Raw genomic sequence first — 21922 nt, 5'->3', positions numbered from 1 at the left:
ATTTCCCAGTATGTAAGACCCCTTGAAGACGACGAGGTTGATAGGTTCGGGGTGGAAGCACAGCAATGTGTGTAGCTGACGAATACTAATCGGTCGAGGGCTTATCCTAAACACGTTTACTGTGACCCATACATCCGGTAGACAGCAGCTAAAAAGGCYTCAGCAAGCCTAATCTTTCGTATCCAGTTTTCAATGTGCAAAACGCACAATGAAGCAAGACTCCCACTCGCAGTGGGTTTTAGTGTTTCCATGGAGGATTAGCTCAGCTGGGAGAGCATCTGCCTTACAAGCAGAGGGTCGGCGGTTCGATCCCGTCATCCTCCACCATTACTTTTTTAACATGCCATTGTTCCTTGTGAACAATGTTTTTTTATTTTCAGGACCATTGTTCACTTAATATACGATGATGTGATAATAAAGATAACAAAATGGCTGCCCTCTATCCTGAGAAACGGATAGTAGGCAGCCCTATTTTACGTACAAGGGGCGTACCTCAGCTGATTAGTTACAGGATTGAAGATTCACAGATGCCTAGTGCTGTATTACAACGTCCACAGGCGGGTATGGACGCCTAGAAACAAGGAAGCTGGACTGTTGTTCAAAAGCGCTACGGTTGCTCCCACAGCCGAATGGAGACGGCATGAAACGAGTCCTACAACAGGGGTTAAAAGAAAAATTTTACAATATAATAATTTTCATTGAAATTACTTTAGCGCTAAACTATAATAGTTAAGTTCTAAAGTAAATATATAAGGAGTGGAACAAACAGATGAACCAAGCAGAAGGCATGAAGGTACGTTTTTGGCCAGTAATGACTGCTATTTTTATCGGGTCCTTTTTATGCGTATTGGCTTCGGCTACGATAAATTTGGCGCTCGAAATTTTGAAGGACCATTTTGATACGACTCTGGGCTCCGTTCAGTGGACGTTAACTGGCTTTATGCTCGCAATGGGAACTACAGCTCCAATTGCCGGTTATTTAGGGGAGAGATTCAGCTATAGAAGACTATACTTATTCTCGTTAATTGGGTTTACCTTAACGTCAATATTGTGTGCATCGGCTTGGAGCGAAGGCTCACTCATTTTGTTCCGTGTACTACAAGGGGCATTCAGTGGTTTAATTATACCGGCAACAATGTCGATCATTTATCAAATCATTCCAAAAGATAGACAGGCGATGGCAATCGCATTTTGGGGACTATCTGCAATGCTGGCTCCTGCATTTGGACCTACAATCAGCGGCTGGATATTGGAAAACATGAATTGGCACTGGCTGTTTCTCATGAACGTGCCAATAGGTCTGATCGCAATCGGCTGCGTATATGCATACATTCCTTATTATCGGATGAACGTTCCGAAGAGCTTCGACTTGCTAGGTTTCCTAACGGTTATCATGAGCAGCTCATCCTTGCTGCTTGCACTGGGGCAAGGCCATAACTGGGGCTGGAGCTCATGGAAAATTGTTTCATTGTTCGTAATCGGCGGCATTTCACTGATACTATTTATATGGCGAGAGCTGCGGGCTGAAACGCCGCTGCTTAATCTACGCGTATTCAAAAATGGTCGTTTTACGCTTAATGCCATTATCGCTAATATTATAACAATCAGCTTGTATTCCGGAACATTGCTCACACCCGTATTTCTTCAAAGAATACAGCATGTGTCCGCGATGGATACGGGCATGATTTTATTGCCGGCTTCACTGGCAATGGCTCTGCTTATGCCCGTTGTCGGCAAGCTGTACGGCATCATTGGTCCGCGCTGGCTGATGTCTAGCGGCATTGTGCTGCTGACGATCGGTACGCTGGCGTTAAGCTGGCTAAGCCTAGATGTCTCGCATGCCTACATCATCTGGTGGATGATTGTTCGTAACATTGGGATCGCACTTGTCGTAATGCCATCAAGCAACGCCGCAATGGAGCAAATTCCAGCGGAGCTGTCGGGGCATGCTTCTGCGATAACGAACTGGACGCGTAACGTGTTTGGCTCGTTCGCGATTGCTATCTTTACAACAATGCTTGCATCAAGATCAATTACACATGCTACCGACTTCATGAAGGCTGGCGATGTTGATAAGCTGCACATTGAGATGATGTCCTTCACGATGAGCATTAACGATGTATATGTTGTTGCTACGTTGGTAGCAGTCGTCGCATTGCCGCTTAGCTTATTCGTRGGCAAGGCGAAGCGTAAGGATGACATCAAGGGCAACGTGGTAAAAGAGAAAACAATAACAAAGCCAGTACCATCCCCAGTTTCTGCCAAATAACAAATAGTGCGTCGAAAGAGCTGTTATAAAAGCCCTTTCGACGCTTTTTTTATAAAATTGTTCTTTATTAAGAACCTACTCGGTGTTATATTATAAATGTTCACAGTATGACACGGCACAATAATAGGTTTATTTTATAGACACGGGGGTAAAGGCAATGATAAACAAAAGTAGCTTGAGCGGGGACACCATTCCGTATATGTTGCAAAAAAGAGCAGCAGATTATCCTCATGATGTGGCATACAGTTACCCAGCTGCTGATCAGCATTATACATGGCTAATGATTTGGGAAGAGGTGCGCTTGCTGGCGAAAAGCTTTATTCAACTAGGGGTCAAAAAAGGCGACTCCATCGTAATCATTATGCCTGGCAGGGCGGAAATGATTATTTCGATGTTTGCAGCGGCCTGCGTTGGCGCTATCATTGTTCCGCTTAATACATACTCAAAGAAACAAGAGCTTGAGCATTATTTGAAAGATTCTCGCCCTGCAGCCATCATTATGGGAGCTCAAGGACAGCATGTCCATTATCCAACGATCATGCAGGAAATAATAGTGGATTTACATAAAGATGGAGTAGATCAACATTGGTTCCCGAAGCATATTTTTGTACTGGAGGAAGAGGGGAAAGCAAACGAGCTATTTCAGCCCTATTCAGATCTACGACTGCTTGGTGCAGCTGTAGATGAACAGTCGTTTTTAACCGCCTGTGATTTGAATGTCTCAAGTGATCCGCTTATTCTGCTTTATACATCGGGTACGCTGGGCCTACCCAAAGGGGTTTTGCGTTCCACGGCTTCCTTCTTATTGGCAGTTGAAAATGCGGGTAAACCTAAGAAGAGCATTGCCATGCTTATGAAGATCAGTGATCGCTTTACTCGTCATTTCTCAGTTTTGAATTTATTGCCGCTTTATCATCTAGGAGGATTTGGTACATTATTTGCAAGTTTAAAAACATACAATATTCGAATGGTCATGCTCAGCCACTTTAATCCCATAAATGCTCTGTCAGCGGTGGAGAAGGAAAAGTGTAAAGTTCTTATAGGTACGCCATATATGATTCAGCAAATGGTACTTTCTCCAAAAAGAGAGGAGTACAATTTGAAATCACTGCTAGGGGTAGCATTTACTTCAGCAGCAGTTAACAATACGATATTACAAAAAATAATGAAAGGCTTGAACCTCTACTTTTTTATGGTAAGCTATGGCTCTTCTGAAGCTGGTGCAGTCGCTAATGGGACTTGTTTCGTGAATCGGAGGCGAAATATTATTTTATATTTGCTTTATAAGCTGCTGAGACACTTAAATCTTTTAAACGGACTCATTCAATATAAGGAATTCGAAAAGGGGTCCTACAGCATTGGGGGAAGAGTGGATAAGGTTGTAGAGGTGAAAATATTAAATCCGGAGACGGGAGAGGCGCTGCCGCCGCATGAGCATGGCGAGATTGCCATTCGAAGTCATCGGGTCATGCGTTACACCAGCGAGACTAACGATAGGGCTAGTATGACGGCAGATGGGTGGTATCGATCCGGAGATTTAGGGTTTCTGGATGAGCGGAAACATTTAACGATTACAGGCAGGCTTCACAGAACGATTATTAGAGGCGGAGAAAAAATTTCTCCGGTAGAAATTGAGAATGTGCTGCTGCGACATAAAGATGTGGAGGATGCATTCGTCATAGGTGTCCCGGATGAGCTTTATGGTGAGCAAGTTTGCGCTTGTATTGTAGCGAAGCAGGGAGCGACTCTCAGCGATAGTGTGCTGAAAAATGATTTGGCTCCATATTTATCGACGTTTAAGCTGCCGCGTTATTATGTATTTTTGCCTGTATTCCCTCTCTCACCGACGGGTAAAATTTCAGTGGCTGAAATTAAATCGTTGGTTCTGAATGGGACAGGGGAGCTGAGAAGAAATGCGTAAATACTATCCAGGGATAACGTTATTCAAGCTGGCGGGTTCCTTGCTTGTGCTTGTAGCGCATCTTATGCTTTTACGCTATATGGCTTTAATGCCGGGGCAAGCGATTGTCCAGTTTTCTGGTCTTGCTACAAGAATAGTTGTGCCTTGCTTCTATGTTGTAGCAGGTTTTCTTGCCTATAAAGGCTGGAGCCATGCAGCAAATCCGAGGCTTTATATTCAAAAATATTTGCTGCGTATCGGAATCGTTTATTGCTTATTTTGTTGTCTGTTTGTTGCAGAAAGCATCGTTCCTAAGCTGATTAACGACGGCTGGTCGGCAGGAAATCTCTTTATCCAAGCGAAGGTACTGTTTATCGCATTTTTCCTAAACGGACCATTCGTTCAATTTTGGTTTATCCCGCCGCTTGTGTTTGGTATATTAACGGCTTATTGGCTTATCCAAAAGCAATACAGTCGCCTTGCTCTTATATTGACGCTGACTGGATTTGTTGGCATGCAGTTTGTTTCAGGAAGCTTAAAAACGTTATTTGGTATAACAGCTGAGAGCTTTCCCGCGATCGACCCTGCCTACATCGATTATTTGTATTTGTTTGCGACGAGATATATCGGCTTTGGCTTCACGTTCGTGGCTTTGGGTGTATTACTGGCAAAGTATGAGGCATCGCTTATGCAAATAAAAGTAAAACCTATTCTGATTTTTGCATTGGGCTTAACGGTAGTGGAGACGCTGCTGCTGCTTCGATTTAGTGAATGGACAACAGATTATAAGCTTGCATTCAGTATGTTGCCGAATACACTGCTTCTTTTTTATGGAATGATTAAAATAGAGCTTCCAGCCGTTCAGACTTATCATAAAATAATCAGTTTGTTCAGCATCGTAACGTTTTTTGGTCATATTTTATTCATGCAGACCAATCTTTCTCTGCTTGGCTGGAGTGTTGACAGTATGAGTGTTTTGCAGGATTTCACACTGATGCTCATGACCTTATTGGAATGCATAGCTGTTACAATGCTGCTGCGTGCAAGCTCAAGAACGTTCTCTGCTCGGCAGACAAGAAATATGGCATCCTAAGATTAGGGCGTTTTGACCACTCCGCTATAATTTAGCCCATCATCCGTGTTTATTTCAATGTCATGGCGACCCAGCTCTTTTTTGCCCGCGAGGGCTGTTACTGAAACCGTAGCTGATTGACTAAGAGAATGTTCTTCGCCCTCTTCAAGAGGAGTCCAGTATACAATAGTACCGGATGTAGTTTTCATGCTTCTTCCTTTTTGAATGACCTTGGAGTCTGAAGGGGACCAAAGAAGAAGATTTCCTTCTGTAACGGTAATTGCAATGATGTCTGCTTCATCTGCAACGATGCGAATTGGAAAACCGGGTACACTGCTCATTAGCGGACTATATTTTCCTAGCGGAAGTTGAGTTTCAGGTTTCATCTCAATCGATGTGCCATCTGCGGCATAGGCCGTAATAACGAAACCGCCAAATGCTGTTTTGTTGTTCTCATGCTGCAATAAGGATGCTCCAAGCACAACCAAAAAAACAATTATACAAGCAGCGGCCGATAGGGCTGCTGTTTTTTTTATGGATAACGTTTTGCGTTTTCTCGCTGACTGCTGTTGTACGGAGTGAATCATCTGCTTCTTCAGCTCATCGCCAGCCTGAATTTCCTTCATTCCGCTTATGTATCTATTCATTAGCGAATCCTCCAATCATGCTCCCTTTTAACATTTCACGAGCGCGCTTAAGCTGTGTTCTTACTGTGCTCTCGTTTCTGTTCAATAACTGGGCTATTTCTGCGGTGCTGTAATTTTCAAAATAATAGAGGTAAATGACGATCCGGTATTTTTGATCCAGCTCTAAGACGCGGGCAACAACTTCTCTGTTGTCTGAATGTTGGATCGGAATAGATGCATCACGAATGGGAGAAAAGAATCTTTTCCATGGACTGCGCAGCATATCCTTGCAAGCGTTAATCGTAACTCGAATAATCCACGCCTTCTCATGCTCGGCCAGCTCGAACGTCTTTTGCAGCTTAACAACTTTTATAAATACCTCTTGGCATACATCCTGAGCGTCTGCGTTGTTTTTAAGATAGGTGAAAGCAATACGCATTATCATATCCGCGTAACGTTGAACAAGCTGGGTTAAATATTCATCTGAATACTCATTTGGCATGATCGTCGACTCCTTCACACCTAACACGATCAACCAAGGCAAAATGTTTCAAAACCATAAAAAAAACCTGACCGCTGTCGGTCAGGTTTTTGTGAATAAAGTATTATTTGAAGAAACTGTTGAAAATCTTCACTACTGCATCCTGATCATGCGAGATGGACAGCATTACGTAGTTTCCGTTTCTAACAATTTTGTAGTTTTTAGCATCCTCATATTGATCCTGCAAATAGGTTTCAAACGTTTTTTGAATGTCTGCTGCGCGTGCTTCAAATGCTTTAGCTACAGCATCGTAGCTTTTATCGGATTTCAACTTGACGATAGCGAGCTCGGTAGCTTTAACGTTCATCATCGCTTGCAAGTAGACACCTTCAGTCACGAGACCATCAAAATCCGTTCCGAAAACATCCTTCAAACGCTCAGCTTCTACATTACCAAGCATCGGAAATTCAAGATCGGTCGTAATTTTAGTCGTGATATCCGAAACCTTAATGTCCGTAGAAGGCTTTACAGGAGGTTTAGTCGTTGCACTAGGTTTTTGTGTAGCACTCGGTTTTTGTGTTGGTTTGACTGTTGGTTTTTGCGTCGGTTTTTGTGTAGGCTTCGCTGTTGCAGCCGGTTTCTGTTCAGGTTTTGCACCTGATGGTTTTTCGGTCGGTTTTGCAGTAGCTGAAGGTTTTACGCCAGCTTCATTTTCCTTGCTTGTGTCAGTTGCAGTTGGTTTTTCAGTTGCTGCAGGTTCAGTTGTTGCCTGATCACCAGCAGGTTCTTCCGTAGCAGGTGGAGCTTCGGTTTCCGTTGGAGCTTCTGTTGCAGGAGGTACGGTGGGCTGTTCTGTAACCRTTGTCTCATTTCCTGATGCATTTTTTGCCGATTCTTTCCCGGCATCGCTGCAGCCTGCAGCGAGCATCGATACTGTGAGTGCGAGTACAGCCATTTTGGATAACGATTTCTTCATATGTAGCATGTATGTCTCTCCTTAAAAAATAAAAGTCGAACACTAGACGACAGTGTTCGACAAAAGGTTGCACATTTACTTGTTATTGGTGATCGGAACTACTGAATCTCTTCACTATTTGTATCGTCTGCATCATCTTCTTCGGGTGATTCTACAAGGCGGAAATCATCTGTTTTGCCGCCATCCTCCCAGATTTCAACAAAGAGGGCATCGCAGTTGTCAAAGTCAGCTGCTTTCAGCGATAATGCCTTTTCCTCATCTGAGCCTACATACACATTTTCCAAACCATCCTCATTGAATGATTGAATAACATAAATTTTCATAAGGCAAACCTCCAGCATATTAATATTGTAGCAGTATACCATAAAAAGCCGGAGGTAAAACATTCGTTCTTCTAACTCGTTTTGAAGCGATTCACGTTATGCTGCAAATCCTCCGCCATTTTTGCAAGCGCGTTAGAAGAAGAGGATATTTCCTCAATAGAGGATAGCTGCTCCTGCGTTGAGGCGATAACTTGCTCAGTGCCTGCGGCGGAGCTTTGGGTCACCTCAGAAATCATTTTCATTGAACCGGTAATTTCGTCAACTCCAGCGGTTAGCTGCTGCACAGCCGAGGAAACCTTCACGGATTCATAAGCGACATCATTAACGGCATTTTGTATATATTCAAATGATTCTCCTGCTGTGGTAACAAGGGAAATACCTGACAACACTTCCTTGGTTACAGCATCCATAGACTGAACAGCATTATGCATTTCAATCTGTATCGTAGAGATGAGCGACTCGATTTGCTTAGCTGATTGTGTCGATTGTACGGATAGCTTTCGCACCTCCGTTGCGACGACCTCAAAGCCGCGCCCATGCTCGCCAGCTCTTGCTGCCTCGATAGCGGCGTTCAGTGAGAGCAGATTGGTTTGTGTGGAGAGATCCGATATGACTCCAACAATTTGGTTGATTTCATTTGATTGTCCATTAAGCTCCGCAATAACCGAAGCAAGCCCATTGACCGTATCATTAATTGATCCCATTTGCGCAACGGCTGTTTTAATCGATTCGTTCCCAAGAGCTGCCTTATCTGACGCTTCGGAAGCTTTGGAAGAGACAGTATGTGTATTCTCAGCAATTTGCTGAAATCCAATCGACATATCATTAATCGTCTGATAGCTTTCATTCACAAGCTTCACTTGCTGTTCAACGCCAGAGGCAACATCCTGTACAGTAACCGCGATTTGCTCTGTTGCAAGCGATGTTTGTTCGGCGCTTGCGCTTAGTTCTTCTGAGGATGCGGCTACTTGCTCCGCATTGGAATCAACTTGTTTAATCAAAGCTCTAAGATTATCGGACATCGTGTTAAACGAACTCGCAAGCATACCCGTTTCATCTTTATTTTTTATAATAATGGCTTTGCCTGTAAGATCCCCAGAAGCAATCTTCTCCGCAGCTTTTACGACTTGAATAATGGGTCTGGTGATGAGTCGGCCTATTAACAAAGCGATGGATATGCCAAGCACAAGAGCGATGATCCCGAGTGTAATGATGAATCTGATGACTTCGTCCACTTGTTTGGATGCTTTCGCTGAGCTTATGTTCAGCTGCTCTTGTTGATAGGTTTCCATGTCCGTAAGAATTTTCTCAATCTTTGTTGTTATGGTGCGTCCCTGGTTCGCAAGAAGAGTGGTATACTCCTTCTCTTGATTCTCCTTTTTGAGACTGATAACCTTTTCAAGAAGCTGAAAATACTCATTTTCGATGAGATCGGCTTGCTTGAGTGAGTCAATCATTGTAGGAGTATAGAATGTAGATGCCAGCTGCTTGCTGATGTTCATATAATTTTCATGAGCAGCAGTTATTCCGTTTAGCGACGTTTGATCACCAAGCATGGCGTAAACTCGTATGGCAACCTGCTCTGATTTTACAGCTATGACCATGTTCTTAATATGCAGCATTTTTTGTGTTCGATCTTCAATTAATTCTGTATATGTACGATTAAGCGATGTGAGCTGAGTTAAATTAATGCTCAAAATCATAGTTAATAATATAAGGATAGCAATAAATCCTCCGAGCAGTTTTTTGCTAATCGTTAGGTTTCTCATAGGTAACCTCCAGTAAAATTCTTATAAAAGATGCGATGGGGTATTGGCAAGATGTGCAGGATTACTGTTGTAATGATCGCCTCCGAAAGAATATGAATGGTAAAATCCAGTGTGTATGTTCTATAAAATTGTAAGTTAGTATATCATATATACTTTCGACAATCTAGTTCGGTAGAACCACGCGAATAATAGGTATATATATTCACCAAGGGTAAGTATATGACTTGTTCAAGTTGAGAAATCAACTAGTCTCTTGTTTAAAGTTGCAAGCATTCAGCACTCGTTATTTCTTTTCGTGCAAATATGATAAAATTGTTTCAGTATCCGATTTATTGATATGGTTTTTCTGAAATATGGGGAGGGATAAAGTTGCAGCTGATTAATCAAGAAAAGGTGCAGCAGAGGATAGATAGCTTTAAAAATCAGGAACTTTTTATTCATCTTGAAATGACTACAGGTGCTTACGCTGCTCATCTCGACAGCTCAAAGCATCCAGCAGCCAATTTCCTTACGAATGTGGTGATTCGTTATTCTCACGGTTCGATTGCAGGGAGCGGGCCTTATCGGGTTGGCTTGAAAATGTCGCAAGGCTGGGTATACTCGGAGGGGCTTACCCACTGGGATGAAAACGAACCGGAGCGGCTGATTCTGGCAGGCCATGATGGGCAAGGAAAACTTGTCGTATCACTGCAATTAAGCAAGGAACCCTTCTGATGAGAGAGGAGATTAGAAATTCTGTGGGACAAAATAATATTTTAGTTATACTGCCACATCCGGATGATGAGGCTTTCTCCGTTTCGGGGACACTGGCTAAGCTTATCCAAGATGGAGCTCATGTGACCTATGCTTGCTTGACACTTGGGGAAATGGGCCGAAATATGGGAATACCCCCGTTCGCCAATCGGGTCACTTTACCCGCTATACGCAAGCTTGAACTGGAGGAATCATGCCAAGCCATCGGCATACAAGATTTGAGAATGCTTGGTTTTCATGATAAAATGCTCGAATTTGAAGATCATGAGCAGTTGGATGGGCAGATAAAAGCTCTTATTCAGGAGCTGAATCCATCAATTGTGTACACTTTTTATCCAGGCTACAGCGTTCATCCCGACCACGATGCATGTGGGGCGTCCGTCATTAGGACAGTCGGCAGGCTGCCGCAAGCGGAGAGGCCAATTGTATATTGCGTAGCTTTTTCCAAAAACCATCAACAAGCGATTGGCAAACCTCAAATCGTGAATGATATTAAACCTTTTTTGCATCAAAAAATGGCTTCGATACAAGCACATCGTTCCCAGTTTCAAGCGGCCGAGTTAATGGGCAATAAAACCCTTCAGGATGCGGAAATACAAGAGCGCTTTGGAACGGAGCGTTTCTGGATCTACCCATTCGCCTAATAAATATTCATAAATAAGATAAGCAGCTCTAAGGAATTGTCCTTAGAGCTTTTTTTTTCTGTTGGATCGGCAGCGATTTCATCAGAGCATGAAAGAGCTAGATAGTTTGAGTTACTCATCTAGCTAGAATGTGGATAAAAAACCAAGGTGGATCTAATGGAAAATCATTCGCTAATTATGGGCATTCCCATCCCTAAAATAACGATGGGTGAAACTGTCGATTTGATTGACGAAGTTATTAAAGAGAAAAAAAAGAGCTTTTCCACGTGGTGACGTTGAATCCAGAAATCAGTATGTCTTGTCAGCAAAATTTAGAGCTTCGTTCCATTATTAACGACGCGGCACACCTTACTGCTGATGGTGCAGGCATCGTCATGGTCTCTCGGTTAAAGGGGAATCCGCTGCCAGAACGTGTTACGGGATGCGATCTTCTTATTAACCTTTTGGAGATGGGAAACAAAAAATGCTGGTCGTTCTATCTTTTGGGCGCAAGTGAGTTGACGAGTAAAAAGGCTTCAGAAGTAATAAATATGAAATACCCAAACGTATCTATACTCGGAAGATATCATGGCTTTTTTGATCATAGGGAAGAGGCGCGAATTGTTGATGAAATAACGAACTTGAGACCGGATGTTTTAGTTGTTGCTCTAGGCGCCCCTAAAGCTGAGTTTTGGATTCATAAGTTTAAAAACACACTAAATGCTAGAGTTGCTATTGGCGTTGGCGGGAGCCTTGATACGATCGCTGGAACAGTGAAGAGAGCGCCGGTAATATGGCAAAAGATAAATTTGGAATGGCTTTACCGATTAATAAAGCAGCCTTCTAGATGGAAAAGACAATTAATTTTACCTCGTTTTGCAATGAAAGCATTGTTATTCAAAGATAGAAACTGATTATAATCATGGCTTAATCTACACCTACGGAGGAAGATTAATTGGATCACATCATTCCGCATAAAATATTTACAGTTTGTTTAATTACGCATGGAAGAGAAGGATCAAAAGAACATAAATGAACATGTAAGGTTCGATTCCGTCCCGAGCCACCATAACTTCAAACAAAAAAGCCTTGCGGCTCTCGAAATGGATTCGAAAGCTGCAAGGCTGGATGATGCGATATATAAGAAATTATGATTGCTGTGAGATGGACAAGCCAAGTCCTTCGGCAATCCGTTGACCAAAATCGGGGTCTGCTTTGAAGAAATGGCCGATCTGACGAAGCTTGATCTCATCTTTCTCAACGGGCTTCATAGCGCCGACGATCGTATCAATAAGGCGGGCGCGTTCCTCTTCGCTGATAAGGCGATAAAGGTCGCCAGCTTGTGTGTAGTGGTCATGATGGTCAAAAGGAGCGCTGTCTGCATTTCCTGACACTTCGAACGGAGTTGGCTTGTTTTCCGGCGACTCCGTTGGTCCTCCATAGCTGTTAGGCTCGTAATAAATCGATGCTCCTCCGTTGCCGTCCGCACGCATCTGGCCATCGCGCTGGTGATTGTTCACCGGAGCGACAGGGCGATTAATCGGCAATTGATTATGATTGGCACCAACACGGTAACGATGAGCGTCGGAGTAAGCAAAGAGACGTCCTTGCAGCATCTTGTCCGGTGAAGCTTCAATACCTGGAACAAATGAACCAGGTGAGAACGTTGCTTGCTCCACCTCTGCAAAATAATTTTCCGGGTTGCGATCAAGCACCATGCGACCGACTTCAATTAATGGATAATCCTTTTGAGACCAGACTTTCGTTACGTCAAACGGATCGAAGCGATATGTATTCGCATCCTCTTCAGGCATGATCTGCACATAAAGCTTCCACGCTGGAAAATCTCCACTTGCTATTGCATTAAATAAATCTTCGGTATGATAATCAGGATTTTCCCCAGCAATTTTGGCAGCTACCTCATTAGAAATGTTTTGAACACCTTGCTCTGTTTTGAAATGGTATTTCACCCATACCGCTTGGCCTTGGTCATTCACCCATTTGAAAGTGTGGCTTCCAAAACCATGCATATGTCTAAACGTAGCAGGAATCCCGCGGTCAGACATAAGAATCGTAACCTGATGCAGAGACTCAGGCGATAAGGACCAGAAATCCCATACCGCATTCGGGTTTTTTAAATGGGTTTGAGGATGACGCTTTTGAGTATGAATGAAGTCTGGAAATTTGATCGCATCACGAATAAAGAATACAGGTGTATTATTGCCGACTAGATCATAGTTTCCTTCATCTGTATAAAATTTAACGGCGAAACCGCGTGGATCGCGCACCGTATCGGCAGAGCCGAGCTCGCCCGCTACGGTTGAAAAACGTATAAACATTGGAGTACGTTTTCCTACTTCGGACAAAAAGTTGGCTTTCGTATAAGACGTGACATCATGCGTAACTTGAAAGTAGCCATGTGCGCCTGCGCCTTTGGCATGGACAACGCGTTCTGGAACACGCTCTCTATTGAAATGCGCCAGCTTTTCAAGCAGATGAACATCCTGAATTAATGTGGGACCACGTGAGCCTGCTGTCATCGAGTTTTGGTTGTCTCCAACGGGAGCGCCAAAGCTAGTTGTGAGCTTGTTCTTCTCAGTACTCATAATAGATTCACCTCATTGATTTTGTATGATTACGCCTCATACCTTATGTTACCGTTTTATAGGAGGAAATCAATATCATTTTATAATCATTCTAAATAAAATTTTTCGTCAAATTGTGCATATCGTGCTAGGGATTTTGTCGCAGACTCGTGCATACGGCGCCGCAGGTGCTCGCCATCGATGATGCGAACCCGCTTTCCGAGGAAGCGAGTTTTGGATAGAACATATTCGCTGTCCTTGCTTGAAAAGTGTAATTGAATCGTATATTCGTTGGAGTCGGCAGCGTAACTGACTTCTTTCTCGAAGCAAGAAAAAGCATACAAAATGCGAGAGAGCTCCCCGTTGTATTCGGGAACAACAAGAATATTCGCACTCATGCTGCGTTTTTTCATTAAGCCTTGAACGATACCAATTAGCTGCTCGTAATATTCCGTTGGACAAACCTGCTCGCTGCTGCCCGTCACGTTATCAAGCTTCGTGCTCATCAGCGTTCGATGATTGATATGGTACCAGAGAAGATACCATTCCCGTTTGACCATCGAATATTCCAGCTTATAGGGAAGACCCCTTTGCTCCGTACAGGTGCGGTCTCCTTTAATTTTATAGCTTATATATAGTAGGCTTTTGTTAGTGATAGCTTGGCGAAGCGGACGAAGGTAAGAATGATAGACTTGCTTCTCTCTACTAGCTGCCTTATGCAGAAGCCCGCCAGTATCCAAGGATTGATCTTCTTCTAATATAGTGTTCATTTGAATAAGCGTTTCTGGAGACAAAGCAGCCGCAGCAGCGGGATGCTCAAGCATGGTCTTCAGCCAGCTTCGCTCATGCGAAGTCATGATGAACGTACCGGAGCCTTCCAGCTTGGATAAAATCTGATAGTTGAATATTTTCTCAAAAGGATTCATAGTAGCTTTTTATCTCCTTCCATTCCTCAATCAGTTCCTGCCTCAGCTTCATGGGAGCAAGCACCTCGCAGCTTGAGCCAAAGCTCCTAATCCAAGGCTTGATTTCAATCGTTCCGTTCACCTCAATTTCATAGATGAAGGATTCTTCACTTTCTTCCAAAATAGTGCCCCATTGTCCTTGGAGCAGAACACGCTCCATCACGAAGCTTGGAATATGAGGTCCCGGATGAAAGAAGCGAACCCGCACTAGAACAGGCTTGCCCGTATCAATTAGCCAGCTATGTTTAATCCGCTGCTCCAGCTCCTCTCTTTTGGACTCGAATAATGCCACGGGGGACGCTTCCTCTTCCGAAATTTGGGTTAAGCCTTCCATTCGGTATTTCTTAATGCCGTAGCGGGCGTGATGACCAAGAAGGTACCAGCGGCCATATTGATGATCGTAAACAACTTTTAGAGGGAGCAGCGTTTCCTGCTGTCCTTCGGTATCGCGCTCAAATAATGGATTCGTATTTTTGGATGTGTAGCTGGTTTCTTTTTTCGGCGAAAAATAGAGAAAGCTGACCGAGCGCCGATGACGTATCGCAGCAAGCAGAGTAAAGAGATGTGCCTCGTCCAAAATACGAGAGTAATAGTGGTATTTATATAAGAAGGGTTCAACCGAGCCGTAATCGACCTGATTCCGATTCATGTATTTCTTGACACCATCACGCAGCAAATAACCCTGTACGGAGGGGATTTGGGTATTTGCCATAACGTCTACAAAGTCATAAAGATCGAGCAGCTCATCGCGTGAGAGCTGCTGTACTAAATCATTGTATATCCGATAGCGAAAAGGGCGCGTTCCAGACTCTTTTTTGATGACGCCTACTTGCTCTAAATATTTCAAATCGCCTCGTATCGTTTTTTCGTCAGGCAGCGAAAGCTCTTCCGGCTTGCTGCTGCAGCATAGATCGAGGAGCYCCATTGCAGTGAATGACTTCTCGCGCATAGCAGCAAGCAATAAGGAGAGGCGCTGACTCTCTGATTCTTTTAGAGATTTGGCGCGAAATAGAAACAGAAGCATCGGTTCCGAAGAATCAAGATAGCTGTAACGAATGGTTTCGGCAAACTCCTTGCCTTTATCCTCAGGCAGCTGTTGGTAAACGCTATTCACAACCTCTTTCAGACGTTTGATCGTTTTATCGAAGGTATGGATGGAGATGCCCAGCCTGTCCGCATACTGCTGGCGATTATATGCACCGCTCGTAAGAACGAGCATCCGCAAAAACTGGATCTCTTTATCAAAGCTTTCTTTTGCCATTTATGTATTCCTCCGATCATAAGCGCTCTTCTTTTCTATCTTAACAGGAAGAGCGCAAATTTGAACAAAAAGGAAAATTTTTCTCCATCGTAATACTTTCACCATGTTCACGGTCTCCAAAATCAGGCAATATAAAGCTCATAAGAAGCGAGCAAGCCAACGAGTTATGACACGTATAGCTTGAAGCACGGGAGGTATTACGATGATAATGCAGCATAAGAGACATGGAGGCAATCATCATGAAATGGAGCTTGAGCATGGCTCACTCCACGTATTTGCGAATGAAGATGTGCTCCAAGCCTTTGGGGACAAAGTATATGAAATGGCAAACAACAATTTGCAAATTCCTCGAAATCAATATATGAGCTATACTCCTGATGCCCACGTTGGCATTGGAACCTGCATTGGGACGACTGCGGTCTGGAATATGAAAAATGGCTGTGTATCTCCCTCTATTGTCGGCTCTGATATTGGCTGTGGGATGCGCGTTCATACAACATCGCTTCATAAGCGTGAGCTTGCTGACAAAAACATTCGTAGAGCATTAATCGCCGCAATCGAGAAATATGTACCGACTAACGAGCGTAAGAACTCGAACTACGACGATATCGATGTTATGAGTGTGGTACAGCATGGCTTGAAGGGTCTGCCTGAGAAATATGTGCCAAATGAGCAATGGCTGACGCATGTGGAGCAATCCCAGTTCGACTTCGACCATACCTATTTAAATAAACTGCCTCCGAAAATTATGAAATATGCGCGTGGGCAGCTCGGATCGCTCGGCAGCGGCAATCACTTCATTGAAATTCAGTATTTGGAGATAAATGAGGAATACGCAAATGTGGCGGCAAAATGGGGATTGTTCGACGGTCAGGTTGTCGTCATGATTCACTCTGGCTCCAGGTCATGGGGCGGAATGGTTGGACGCGAACACAATAAGGTTATTAAGGAAGCGATGAATCAGTGGGGAGTTAGCAATCCAGACCCTAATCTGATCTATGCCCCGATTGCGAGTCAGGAAGGGCAGACCTACTTGAACCTGATGTATTCTGCGCTCAACTTCGCCGTAAGCAACCGTCATATGATTGCATTCGGTGTCCGTGAAGCTTTTCAGGAAGTGTTCGGAGCAAGTACAGAAATGCCGGTTCTCTATGATCTGATGCATAACTACGCGCTCAAGGAGTTTCACCGCAACCAGCCGATGCTCGTCCATCGCAAAGGGGCAACGCGTGCGCTTCCGCCGGGGCATTTTCTAAATACGCCGGTGTATAAGGAGACGGGACATCCCGCGCTCATCCCGGGCTCTATGGGAACTTCCTCTTATATTATGGTAGGCAAGGATGAGGGACTCAAAAACTTCTATTCTATTTGCCATGGAGCGGGGCGGGCGAGATCGCGAAAAGCTACGAAAGAAATGGTAACGGTGGATCAGTTTGAACAATCGCTGAAGGTTGGGACGGATGATGAAATACTCGTTAACCACGCTTCCTTGCAGGCCATTCTCGATGAATGCCCACAGGCATATAAAGACGTAGATCAGATCATCGACAGCGTTGTTGGCGCTTCTTTAGCTGCCGTGGTAGCCAAATGCAAGCCTATGGCTGCTATAAAAGGCACCTAGCTTTTATTAAATCGCTATTAAAGATAACTTCAATAATAGATGAGGTTCATGTACGAATGGTGTACCTTGGCTGGGATTTCTAAAAATCCCGCAGTGCATGCGCATACTATGCGCTTGTATACTGTATCGCTCATATCGTCTTAATCTCCCACAGGATAGAGTGGACTTAATCCCTCTATTGTCAATCGCCTAATCCGCGAAAAAGCTCTTCGGAGCACTCTGACTCCCTCCAAAGGAGAACTAATGTTGTAGATCTGATCTTAAGCAGGAGCACTCAGACGATGCCTCGGCACAATCACTGCAGCAAAACCTATGCAATCGGTGGATACCGATTGGAGCCAGCTGCCTCTTATAGCAGAGTAAGACATAGAACGAGCACAGATGGAAAGTGAATCCGAGCTCGACTATCGACAACGAAGCTGTAAAGCTGCTCTGCTCCCTTCTCAAGCCGGATTCCGGTCTAGCCGCAGGAGCGCTCCTGTTCCAAAGATCAACCAAACCGTGTAAAGAGGTGTTAAATCATGTTTAAAAAAGTGATTATCAAGAACGATGAACGAGGTCTGCTTTTCAAAAAAGGCAGTTACATAAAGCTTTTGCAGCCGGGCATATATCGCCATACATCATTTTCTGACGATACCGTTATTTTGCAAAATATTGCGAAGCGTTTCGCTGTTCCAAATATGGAGTTGAAGCTATTTCTCCACGATGAGCTGCTTGCCGAGCAGCTGACGATAGCTGATGTGCAGGATTATGAGTATGTACTGCATTTTGAGGATGGCAAATTTGCCGCATTGCTGACACCAGGGCTTTATGGCTTCTGGAATGTAATGAAAAAACATTCATTTATCCGTATAGACATTCGGAATCCAGAACTGACACCAGAGATCGATAGATCACTGCTGTCGAGGCTGCAAAGCTTTATGCAAGTGTTCGAGGTGGCAAGCTATGAAACGGGGTTGTTATTTTTTAATAACGTTTTGCAGCGCGAGCTTCGTCCAGGGAAATATTATTTCTGGAAAGGACCAACGAGCGTGCAGGTGAAGACGGTTGATCTGCGCCAGCTTCAGCTGGACATGACTGGACAAGAGATCATGACAGAGGACAAGGTGACGCTGCGGCTGAACTTTGTGTGCCAATACAAGGTTGTTGACCCGCTAAAAGCATTTCAGATTAAGTCGTTCGAGGAGCAGGTGTACATTTTGCTGCAGCTTATTTTGCGCGAATATGTCGGTACTCTAAAGCTGGATGATCTGCTGCGCATGAAGCAAGAAATCGCGAATTTTGTACTTACACGTCTGAACGAGCAGAAGGAGCATTACGGTGTACAGTTCGTTTCGGCGGGCCTCAAAGATATTATTTTGCCGGGTGATATTAAGGACATCCTTAATACCGTGCTGCTTGCTGAGAAGAAGGCGCAAGCCAATCTCATTACACGAAGAGAAGAGACAGCGTCTACTAGAAGCCTGCTAAATACCGCTAAGCTAATGGATGAGAACGGCACACTCTATCGTCTGAAAGAGCTTGAGTTTCTTGAGAAAATTTGCGAAAAAATCGGGACTATCTCGCTCACTGGCGGCGGTAATTTACTGGAGCAGCTTAATTCGCTGTTAAGTGTAAAAGGTATGGATAAATGATGATAGATTTTGAATAAGCCTCGTAGATCGCTTGATGATCTGTGAGGCTTTTATTTAGGTTCGAATCCGTAATTTATAGGTTGAGTTTACATTTTGTGATGAAATTAGTAACAGATTTGTTTGATTCCATCTTCGATTTTTGTTATCTTTGAACCTGCATGTCTTTTGAGTGTACCACTCATAATTCATAGAAGAGCATGAAATACATCTACGAGTTAGGAGATTATTATGACAACAAAGCAAGATAAAGCACTGGAAAAATTATGGCCGCCGCTTACCTATCCACTGTCTTATGCGGATGCGCTAAGCACATTATCGAAGCAGCAATTAACTAGAATACGTACGAATTTGGATATTAGCAACCTAAGCTCGCTTAATAAGCAGGGGCTTGTGGAGAAGCTTTCAGAGCTGATACCAGACAATCTACAAATGGCAACTCGTTGCTTTGATCATAATAGATTGAAGCTTGTTCAGAAAATAGTGAAAAACGAAGGTATTTGGGACAAGCCGCTTCTTGAATTGCAGCAGTATACTTATTTCCTAGAGCGTGGTATTTTATTTCCGGGAACGGTAGATGGCAAGCGTGTTGTGATGATGCCAGCCGAACTGGTGGAATTCATTAAAGCGGGGGACCTCTTAAAGGAAACGCCCATTCTTAATCGAAACACGGAATGGATACGGTTAACGCAGGGCCTACTCTATTATTATGGAACATTGACGATAGATCAGTTGAAATCATTTGTAATCTCAGAGGATGATCATCCTCTTGCTCAATATGATATTATGAACGTTTTGTTTGCTGCCCAAGATTACTATGAGCAATTTTTCATTGAAGAGAGTGGCTACATATCAGACTATAGGGTAGTAGATCCTGAGGCTATTGTGAAAGAAAGAGACCTTAGACATGATCTGGATTTTTGTCCATTTACGAAGCAGCAGCTTTTGAAAGCTGGAGAAGCAGAATATGTGGAGAGAAACAGTCACTATATGAATCTAGTCCGTTTTGTACTAGAGCGTTATGAGATTGACCGTGAAGAAGCTGATTTGATGGCTGAGGAATGTACAGATGCTGCGAGAAACGGAGATTCATTAGCTTCTGTTATTGAGCTGGCACAGAACTTTATTGAAATTCCTAATTCGGAGACAATGAGGAATATTACCGATTTGCTCGTTCCATTAATGAATAGCACGAAGCAATGGGCCATCAAAGGTTATTCCCCAGAAGAGCTAGCGGAGAAACGTGCAAACGTGAGCATGGTGCTGAATAATGCACCTAAGCCAGCTGCTCAAGCGGAAGTAATCGATATGCAAGCAAAGAAAAAAGTCGGACGTAATGAACCTTGTTCTTGCGGAAGCGGGAAAAAGTTCAAAAAGTGCTGCGGTTAATAGTAGAATCAGATTAGGCATAATCGAACTTGGAGGCGTACAGGATGAGACAAAGCCAGCAAGGTCTTTATTTAAGAAGCGTTAAGCTCCTTCGGGAGACAGTACCCTCCTTCGATTCTTATCCGTTTGATTTAAGTGCTATCCGGAGTTTAGACGAGCTGGAGTTCCATCCGAAAGTAACATACATCGTTGGGGAAAATGGAATGGGCAAGTCTACGCTGATGGAAGCGATCGCGATTGGACTCGGATTCAATCCAGAAGGCGGAACGATTAACTTTAATTTTTCTACAGAAGCTACGCATTCAGAACTTCATCAGCATTTGAGGCTTGTACGCAGCGTAAACAAACCAAGGGATGGGTTCTTTTTTCGAGCGGAGAGCTATTATAATTTGGCGACTAATATTGACCAAATGGACCGTGAGCTTGGCAGTGGACCACGCATTATTGATTCATATGGCGGGAAGTCTCTCCATCAGCAATCGCATGGTGAATCCTTTTTTGCAACGTTCCTCCACCGCTTTAACGGAAATGGTCTCTATATGATGGATGAGCCGGAGGCTGCACTTTCTCCTTTCCGCCAAATGGCGATGCTTGCACGAATTAATCAGCTCGTAGGGAAGCACTCACAATTTATTATCGCAACACATTCTCCGATTCTAATGGCTTATCCGGATGCCGTGATTTATAATTTGACTGCTGAAGGGATTGAGCGTACCGCTCTCGAGGAAACCGATCATTATATGCTTATGAAGAGGTTCATTAACAATAGGGAAAGAATGCTGGATGAGCTTTTCTTGGAGGAAGACTAATACAAAAAGGAGCTGTTATACATGTCATTAGAAATTGAACGCAAGTTTTTGCTGCCGGCGTTTCCAACTGCATTAATAGAAGAAAACGATTTGTTGGTGCTCTCCGAGCAAAGAATAGAACAAACCTATTTGGCTATCGACGAAAATCAAGAACTTCGTGTTCGGAGAATTGTTGATCTGGCGAGCGGCGAGGTTTCATTCACACATACCTTTAAGCTAGGCAACGGTCTATCACGTGAGGAAATTGAATATTCGATTTCTAACAGTATTTATGAACAGGTAGTAAACGCTTTTGGCTTCATACCATTGACGAAAAACAGAGTGACTGCAAAATGGAACGACCGAATCATTGAGATTGATACCTATGACCAAATCGAGCTTTCGGTGCTTGAGGTTGAGTTTGACTCCGAAGCATCTGCCAATGCTTTCATTGCACCAGCATGGTTTGGCAAGGATATTAGCTCAGAGCGTCAGTACAGCAACAAGAAAGTTTGGCGTGAACTGCAGCGTAAAGGAACGGAATAAAGATGGTTTTATGATAGAAATGAAGTTTTTTCAAAAAAGTTTATTTAAACGCTTGACCATTTAGGCATGTACATGGTATATTCTATTTCTGGCCGAGAGACACACGCGGTCAACAAGCAAAACAAGCAAGACAAACGATAGAAAAGTTTGCTCTTTGAAAACTGAACAACGAGTAATAACTGCCCTTACGATTCTAACGAATCGTGAGAAAAGCGATAAAAAAGTTATGAGCAAGTCAAACACCAATTTGGAGAGTTTGATCCTGGCTCAGGACGAACGCTGGCGGCGTGCCTAATACATGCAAGTCGAGCGGAGTTGATGAGGTGCTTGCACCTCTGATGCTT

The 21922-nt window shown here is 43.6% G+C and carries 19 protein-coding genes, 1 tRNA gene and 2 rRNA genes; 14 read left to right on the top strand and 8 right to left on the bottom strand.

What is annotated here, in order from left to right; translation table 11 throughout:
• The 5 genes from AC1DPK_RS32790 to AC1DPK_RS32770 form a co-directional block, all read left to right on the top strand.
• Positions 1–109 (top strand): 23S ribosomal RNA (locus AC1DPK_RS32790); the annotation flags it as partial.
• Between the two features lie 142 nt (positions 110–251).
• Positions 252–327: transfer RNA gene (locus tag AC1DPK_RS32785), tRNA-Val, on the top strand.
• Between the two features lie 442 nt (positions 328–769).
• The gene (locus AC1DPK_RS32780) at positions 770–2269 is read left to right on the top strand and encodes a DHA2 family efflux MFS transporter permease subunit (protein WP_339207089.1); all 1500 of its coding nucleotides are present in this window, start codon (positions 770–772) and stop codon (positions 2267–2269) included.
• A gap of 157 nt (positions 2270–2426) precedes the next feature.
• Positions 2427–4190 carry a class I adenylate-forming enzyme family protein gene (locus AC1DPK_RS32775; protein ID WP_477512880.1) on the top strand — a complete coding sequence of 588 codons (1764 nt, stop codon included), beginning with the start codon at positions 2427–2429 and terminating at the stop codon, positions 4188–4190.
• A complete protein-coding gene (locus AC1DPK_RS32770; protein WP_477512879.1) occupies positions 4183–5262 on the top strand; it encodes a hypothetical protein in 1080 nt (359 codons plus the stop codon). Before AC1DPK_RS32775 ends, AC1DPK_RS32770 begins: the two co-directional genes overlap by 8 nt.
• A 2-nt stretch (positions 5263–5264) precedes the next feature.
• Here the strand turns inward: AC1DPK_RS32770 and AC1DPK_RS32765 are convergent, their stop codons facing one another.
• From AC1DPK_RS32765 to AC1DPK_RS32745, 5 genes are all read right to left on the bottom strand, one after another.
• The gene (locus AC1DPK_RS32765) at positions 5265–5888 is read right to left on the bottom strand and encodes a hypothetical protein (RefSeq protein WP_477512878.1); all 624 of its coding nucleotides are present in this window, start codon (positions 5886–5888) and stop codon (positions 5265–5267) included.
• A complete protein-coding gene (locus AC1DPK_RS32760; protein WP_477512877.1) occupies positions 5881–6369 on the bottom strand; it encodes a sigma-70 family RNA polymerase sigma factor in 489 nt (162 codons plus the stop codon). Before AC1DPK_RS32760 ends, AC1DPK_RS32765 begins: the two co-directional genes overlap by 8 nt.
• A gap of 103 nt (positions 6370–6472) precedes the next feature.
• Positions 6473–7333, bottom strand: a complete 861-nt coding sequence (locus AC1DPK_RS32755; protein WP_477512876.1) for a DUF4358 domain-containing protein — start codon at positions 7331–7333, stop codon at positions 6473–6475.
• An 89-nt stretch (positions 7334–7422) separates the two neighbouring features.
• Positions 7423–7647, bottom strand: a complete 225-nt coding sequence (locus AC1DPK_RS32750) for a hypothetical protein (protein WP_441886860.1) — start codon at positions 7645–7647, stop codon at positions 7423–7425.
• Positions 7648–7718: 71 nt separating this feature from the next.
• On the bottom strand, positions 7719–9416 hold the full coding sequence (locus AC1DPK_RS32745) for a methyl-accepting chemotaxis protein (RefSeq protein ID WP_441886857.1): 1698 nt from the start codon (positions 9414–9416) through the stop codon (positions 7719–7721).
• 369 nt (positions 9417–9785) lie between these two features.
• On the opposite strand from AC1DPK_RS32745, the gene AC1DPK_RS32740 reads away from it, so the two are divergent.
• The 3 genes from AC1DPK_RS32740 (at position 9786) to AC1DPK_RS32730 (ending at position 11706) form a co-directional block, all read left to right on the top strand.
• Positions 9786–10130 (top strand): YojF family protein, encoded by a 345-nt coding sequence (locus AC1DPK_RS32740; RefSeq protein ID WP_076271788.1) that lies wholly within the window; start codon positions 9786–9788, stop codon positions 10128–10130.
• 23 nt (positions 10131–10153) lie between these two features.
• On the top strand, positions 10154–10813 hold the full coding sequence (gene bshB2 / locus AC1DPK_RS32735) for a bacillithiol biosynthesis deacetylase BshB2 (RefSeq protein WP_477512875.1): 660 nt from the start codon (positions 10154–10156) through the stop codon (positions 10811–10813).
• Between the two features lie 266 nt (positions 10814–11079).
• The gene (locus tag AC1DPK_RS32730; protein ID WP_477512874.1) at positions 11080–11706 is read left to right on the top strand and encodes a WecB/TagA/CpsF family glycosyltransferase; all 627 of its coding nucleotides are present in this window, start codon (positions 11080–11082) and stop codon (positions 11704–11706) included.
• A 234-nt stretch (positions 11707–11940) separates the two neighbouring features.
• Here the strand turns inward: AC1DPK_RS32730 and katA are convergent, their stop codons facing one another.
• The 3 genes from katA to AC1DPK_RS32715 all read right to left on the bottom strand — a co-directional run bounded on the left by katA (position 11941) and on the right by AC1DPK_RS32715 (position 15603).
• Positions 11941–13398 (bottom strand): catalase KatA, encoded by a 1458-nt coding sequence (gene katA / locus AC1DPK_RS32725; RefSeq protein ID WP_076271792.1) that lies wholly within the window; start codon positions 13396–13398, stop codon positions 11941–11943.
• An 86-nt stretch (positions 13399–13484) separates the two neighbouring features.
• Positions 13485–14303 (bottom strand): WYL domain-containing protein, encoded by an 819-nt coding sequence (locus tag AC1DPK_RS32720; protein ID WP_441886841.1) that lies wholly within the window; start codon positions 14301–14303, stop codon positions 13485–13487.
• Positions 14290–15603 (bottom strand): helix-turn-helix transcriptional regulator, encoded by a 1314-nt coding sequence (locus AC1DPK_RS32715; RefSeq protein ID WP_477512873.1) that lies wholly within the window; start codon positions 15601–15603, stop codon positions 14290–14292. The genes AC1DPK_RS32720 and AC1DPK_RS32715 overlap by 14 nt, the downstream gene beginning before the upstream one ends.
• A gap of 202 nt (positions 15604–15805) precedes the next feature.
• Here AC1DPK_RS32715 and AC1DPK_RS32710 point away from each other — a divergent pair, with 202 nt between their 5' ends.
• The 6 genes from AC1DPK_RS32710 to AC1DPK_RS32685 form a co-directional block, all read left to right on the top strand.
• On the top strand, positions 15806–17224 hold the full coding sequence (locus AC1DPK_RS32710) for an RtcB family protein (RefSeq protein WP_477512872.1): 1419 nt from the start codon (positions 15806–15808) through the stop codon (positions 17222–17224).
• Positions 17225–17745: 521 nt separating this feature from the next.
• Entirely contained in the window at positions 17746–18858 is a 1113-nt protein-coding gene (locus AC1DPK_RS32705; RefSeq protein WP_477512871.1) for a slipin family protein, read from the top strand.
• A gap of 228 nt (positions 18859–19086) precedes the next feature.
• Positions 19087–20244, top strand: a complete 1158-nt coding sequence (locus AC1DPK_RS32700; RefSeq protein WP_477512870.1) for a YecA family protein — start codon at positions 19087–19089, stop codon at positions 20242–20244.
• Positions 20245–20288: 44 nt separating this feature from the next.
• Positions 20289–21053, top strand: a complete 765-nt coding sequence (locus AC1DPK_RS32695; protein ID WP_339207115.1) for an AAA family ATPase — start codon at positions 20289–20291, stop codon at positions 21051–21053.
• Between the two features lie 21 nt (positions 21054–21074).
• Positions 21075–21578 (top strand): CYTH domain-containing protein, encoded by a 504-nt coding sequence (locus AC1DPK_RS32690; protein WP_477512869.1) that lies wholly within the window; start codon positions 21075–21077, stop codon positions 21576–21578.
• A 244-nt stretch (positions 21579–21822) separates the two neighbouring features.
• Positions 21823–21922 (top strand): 16S ribosomal RNA (locus AC1DPK_RS32685); the annotation flags it as partial.

Source organism: Paenibacillus sp. 01T424, from assembly GCF_056398745.1.
This window is presented reverse-complemented; position numbering and strand designations above follow the sequence as displayed.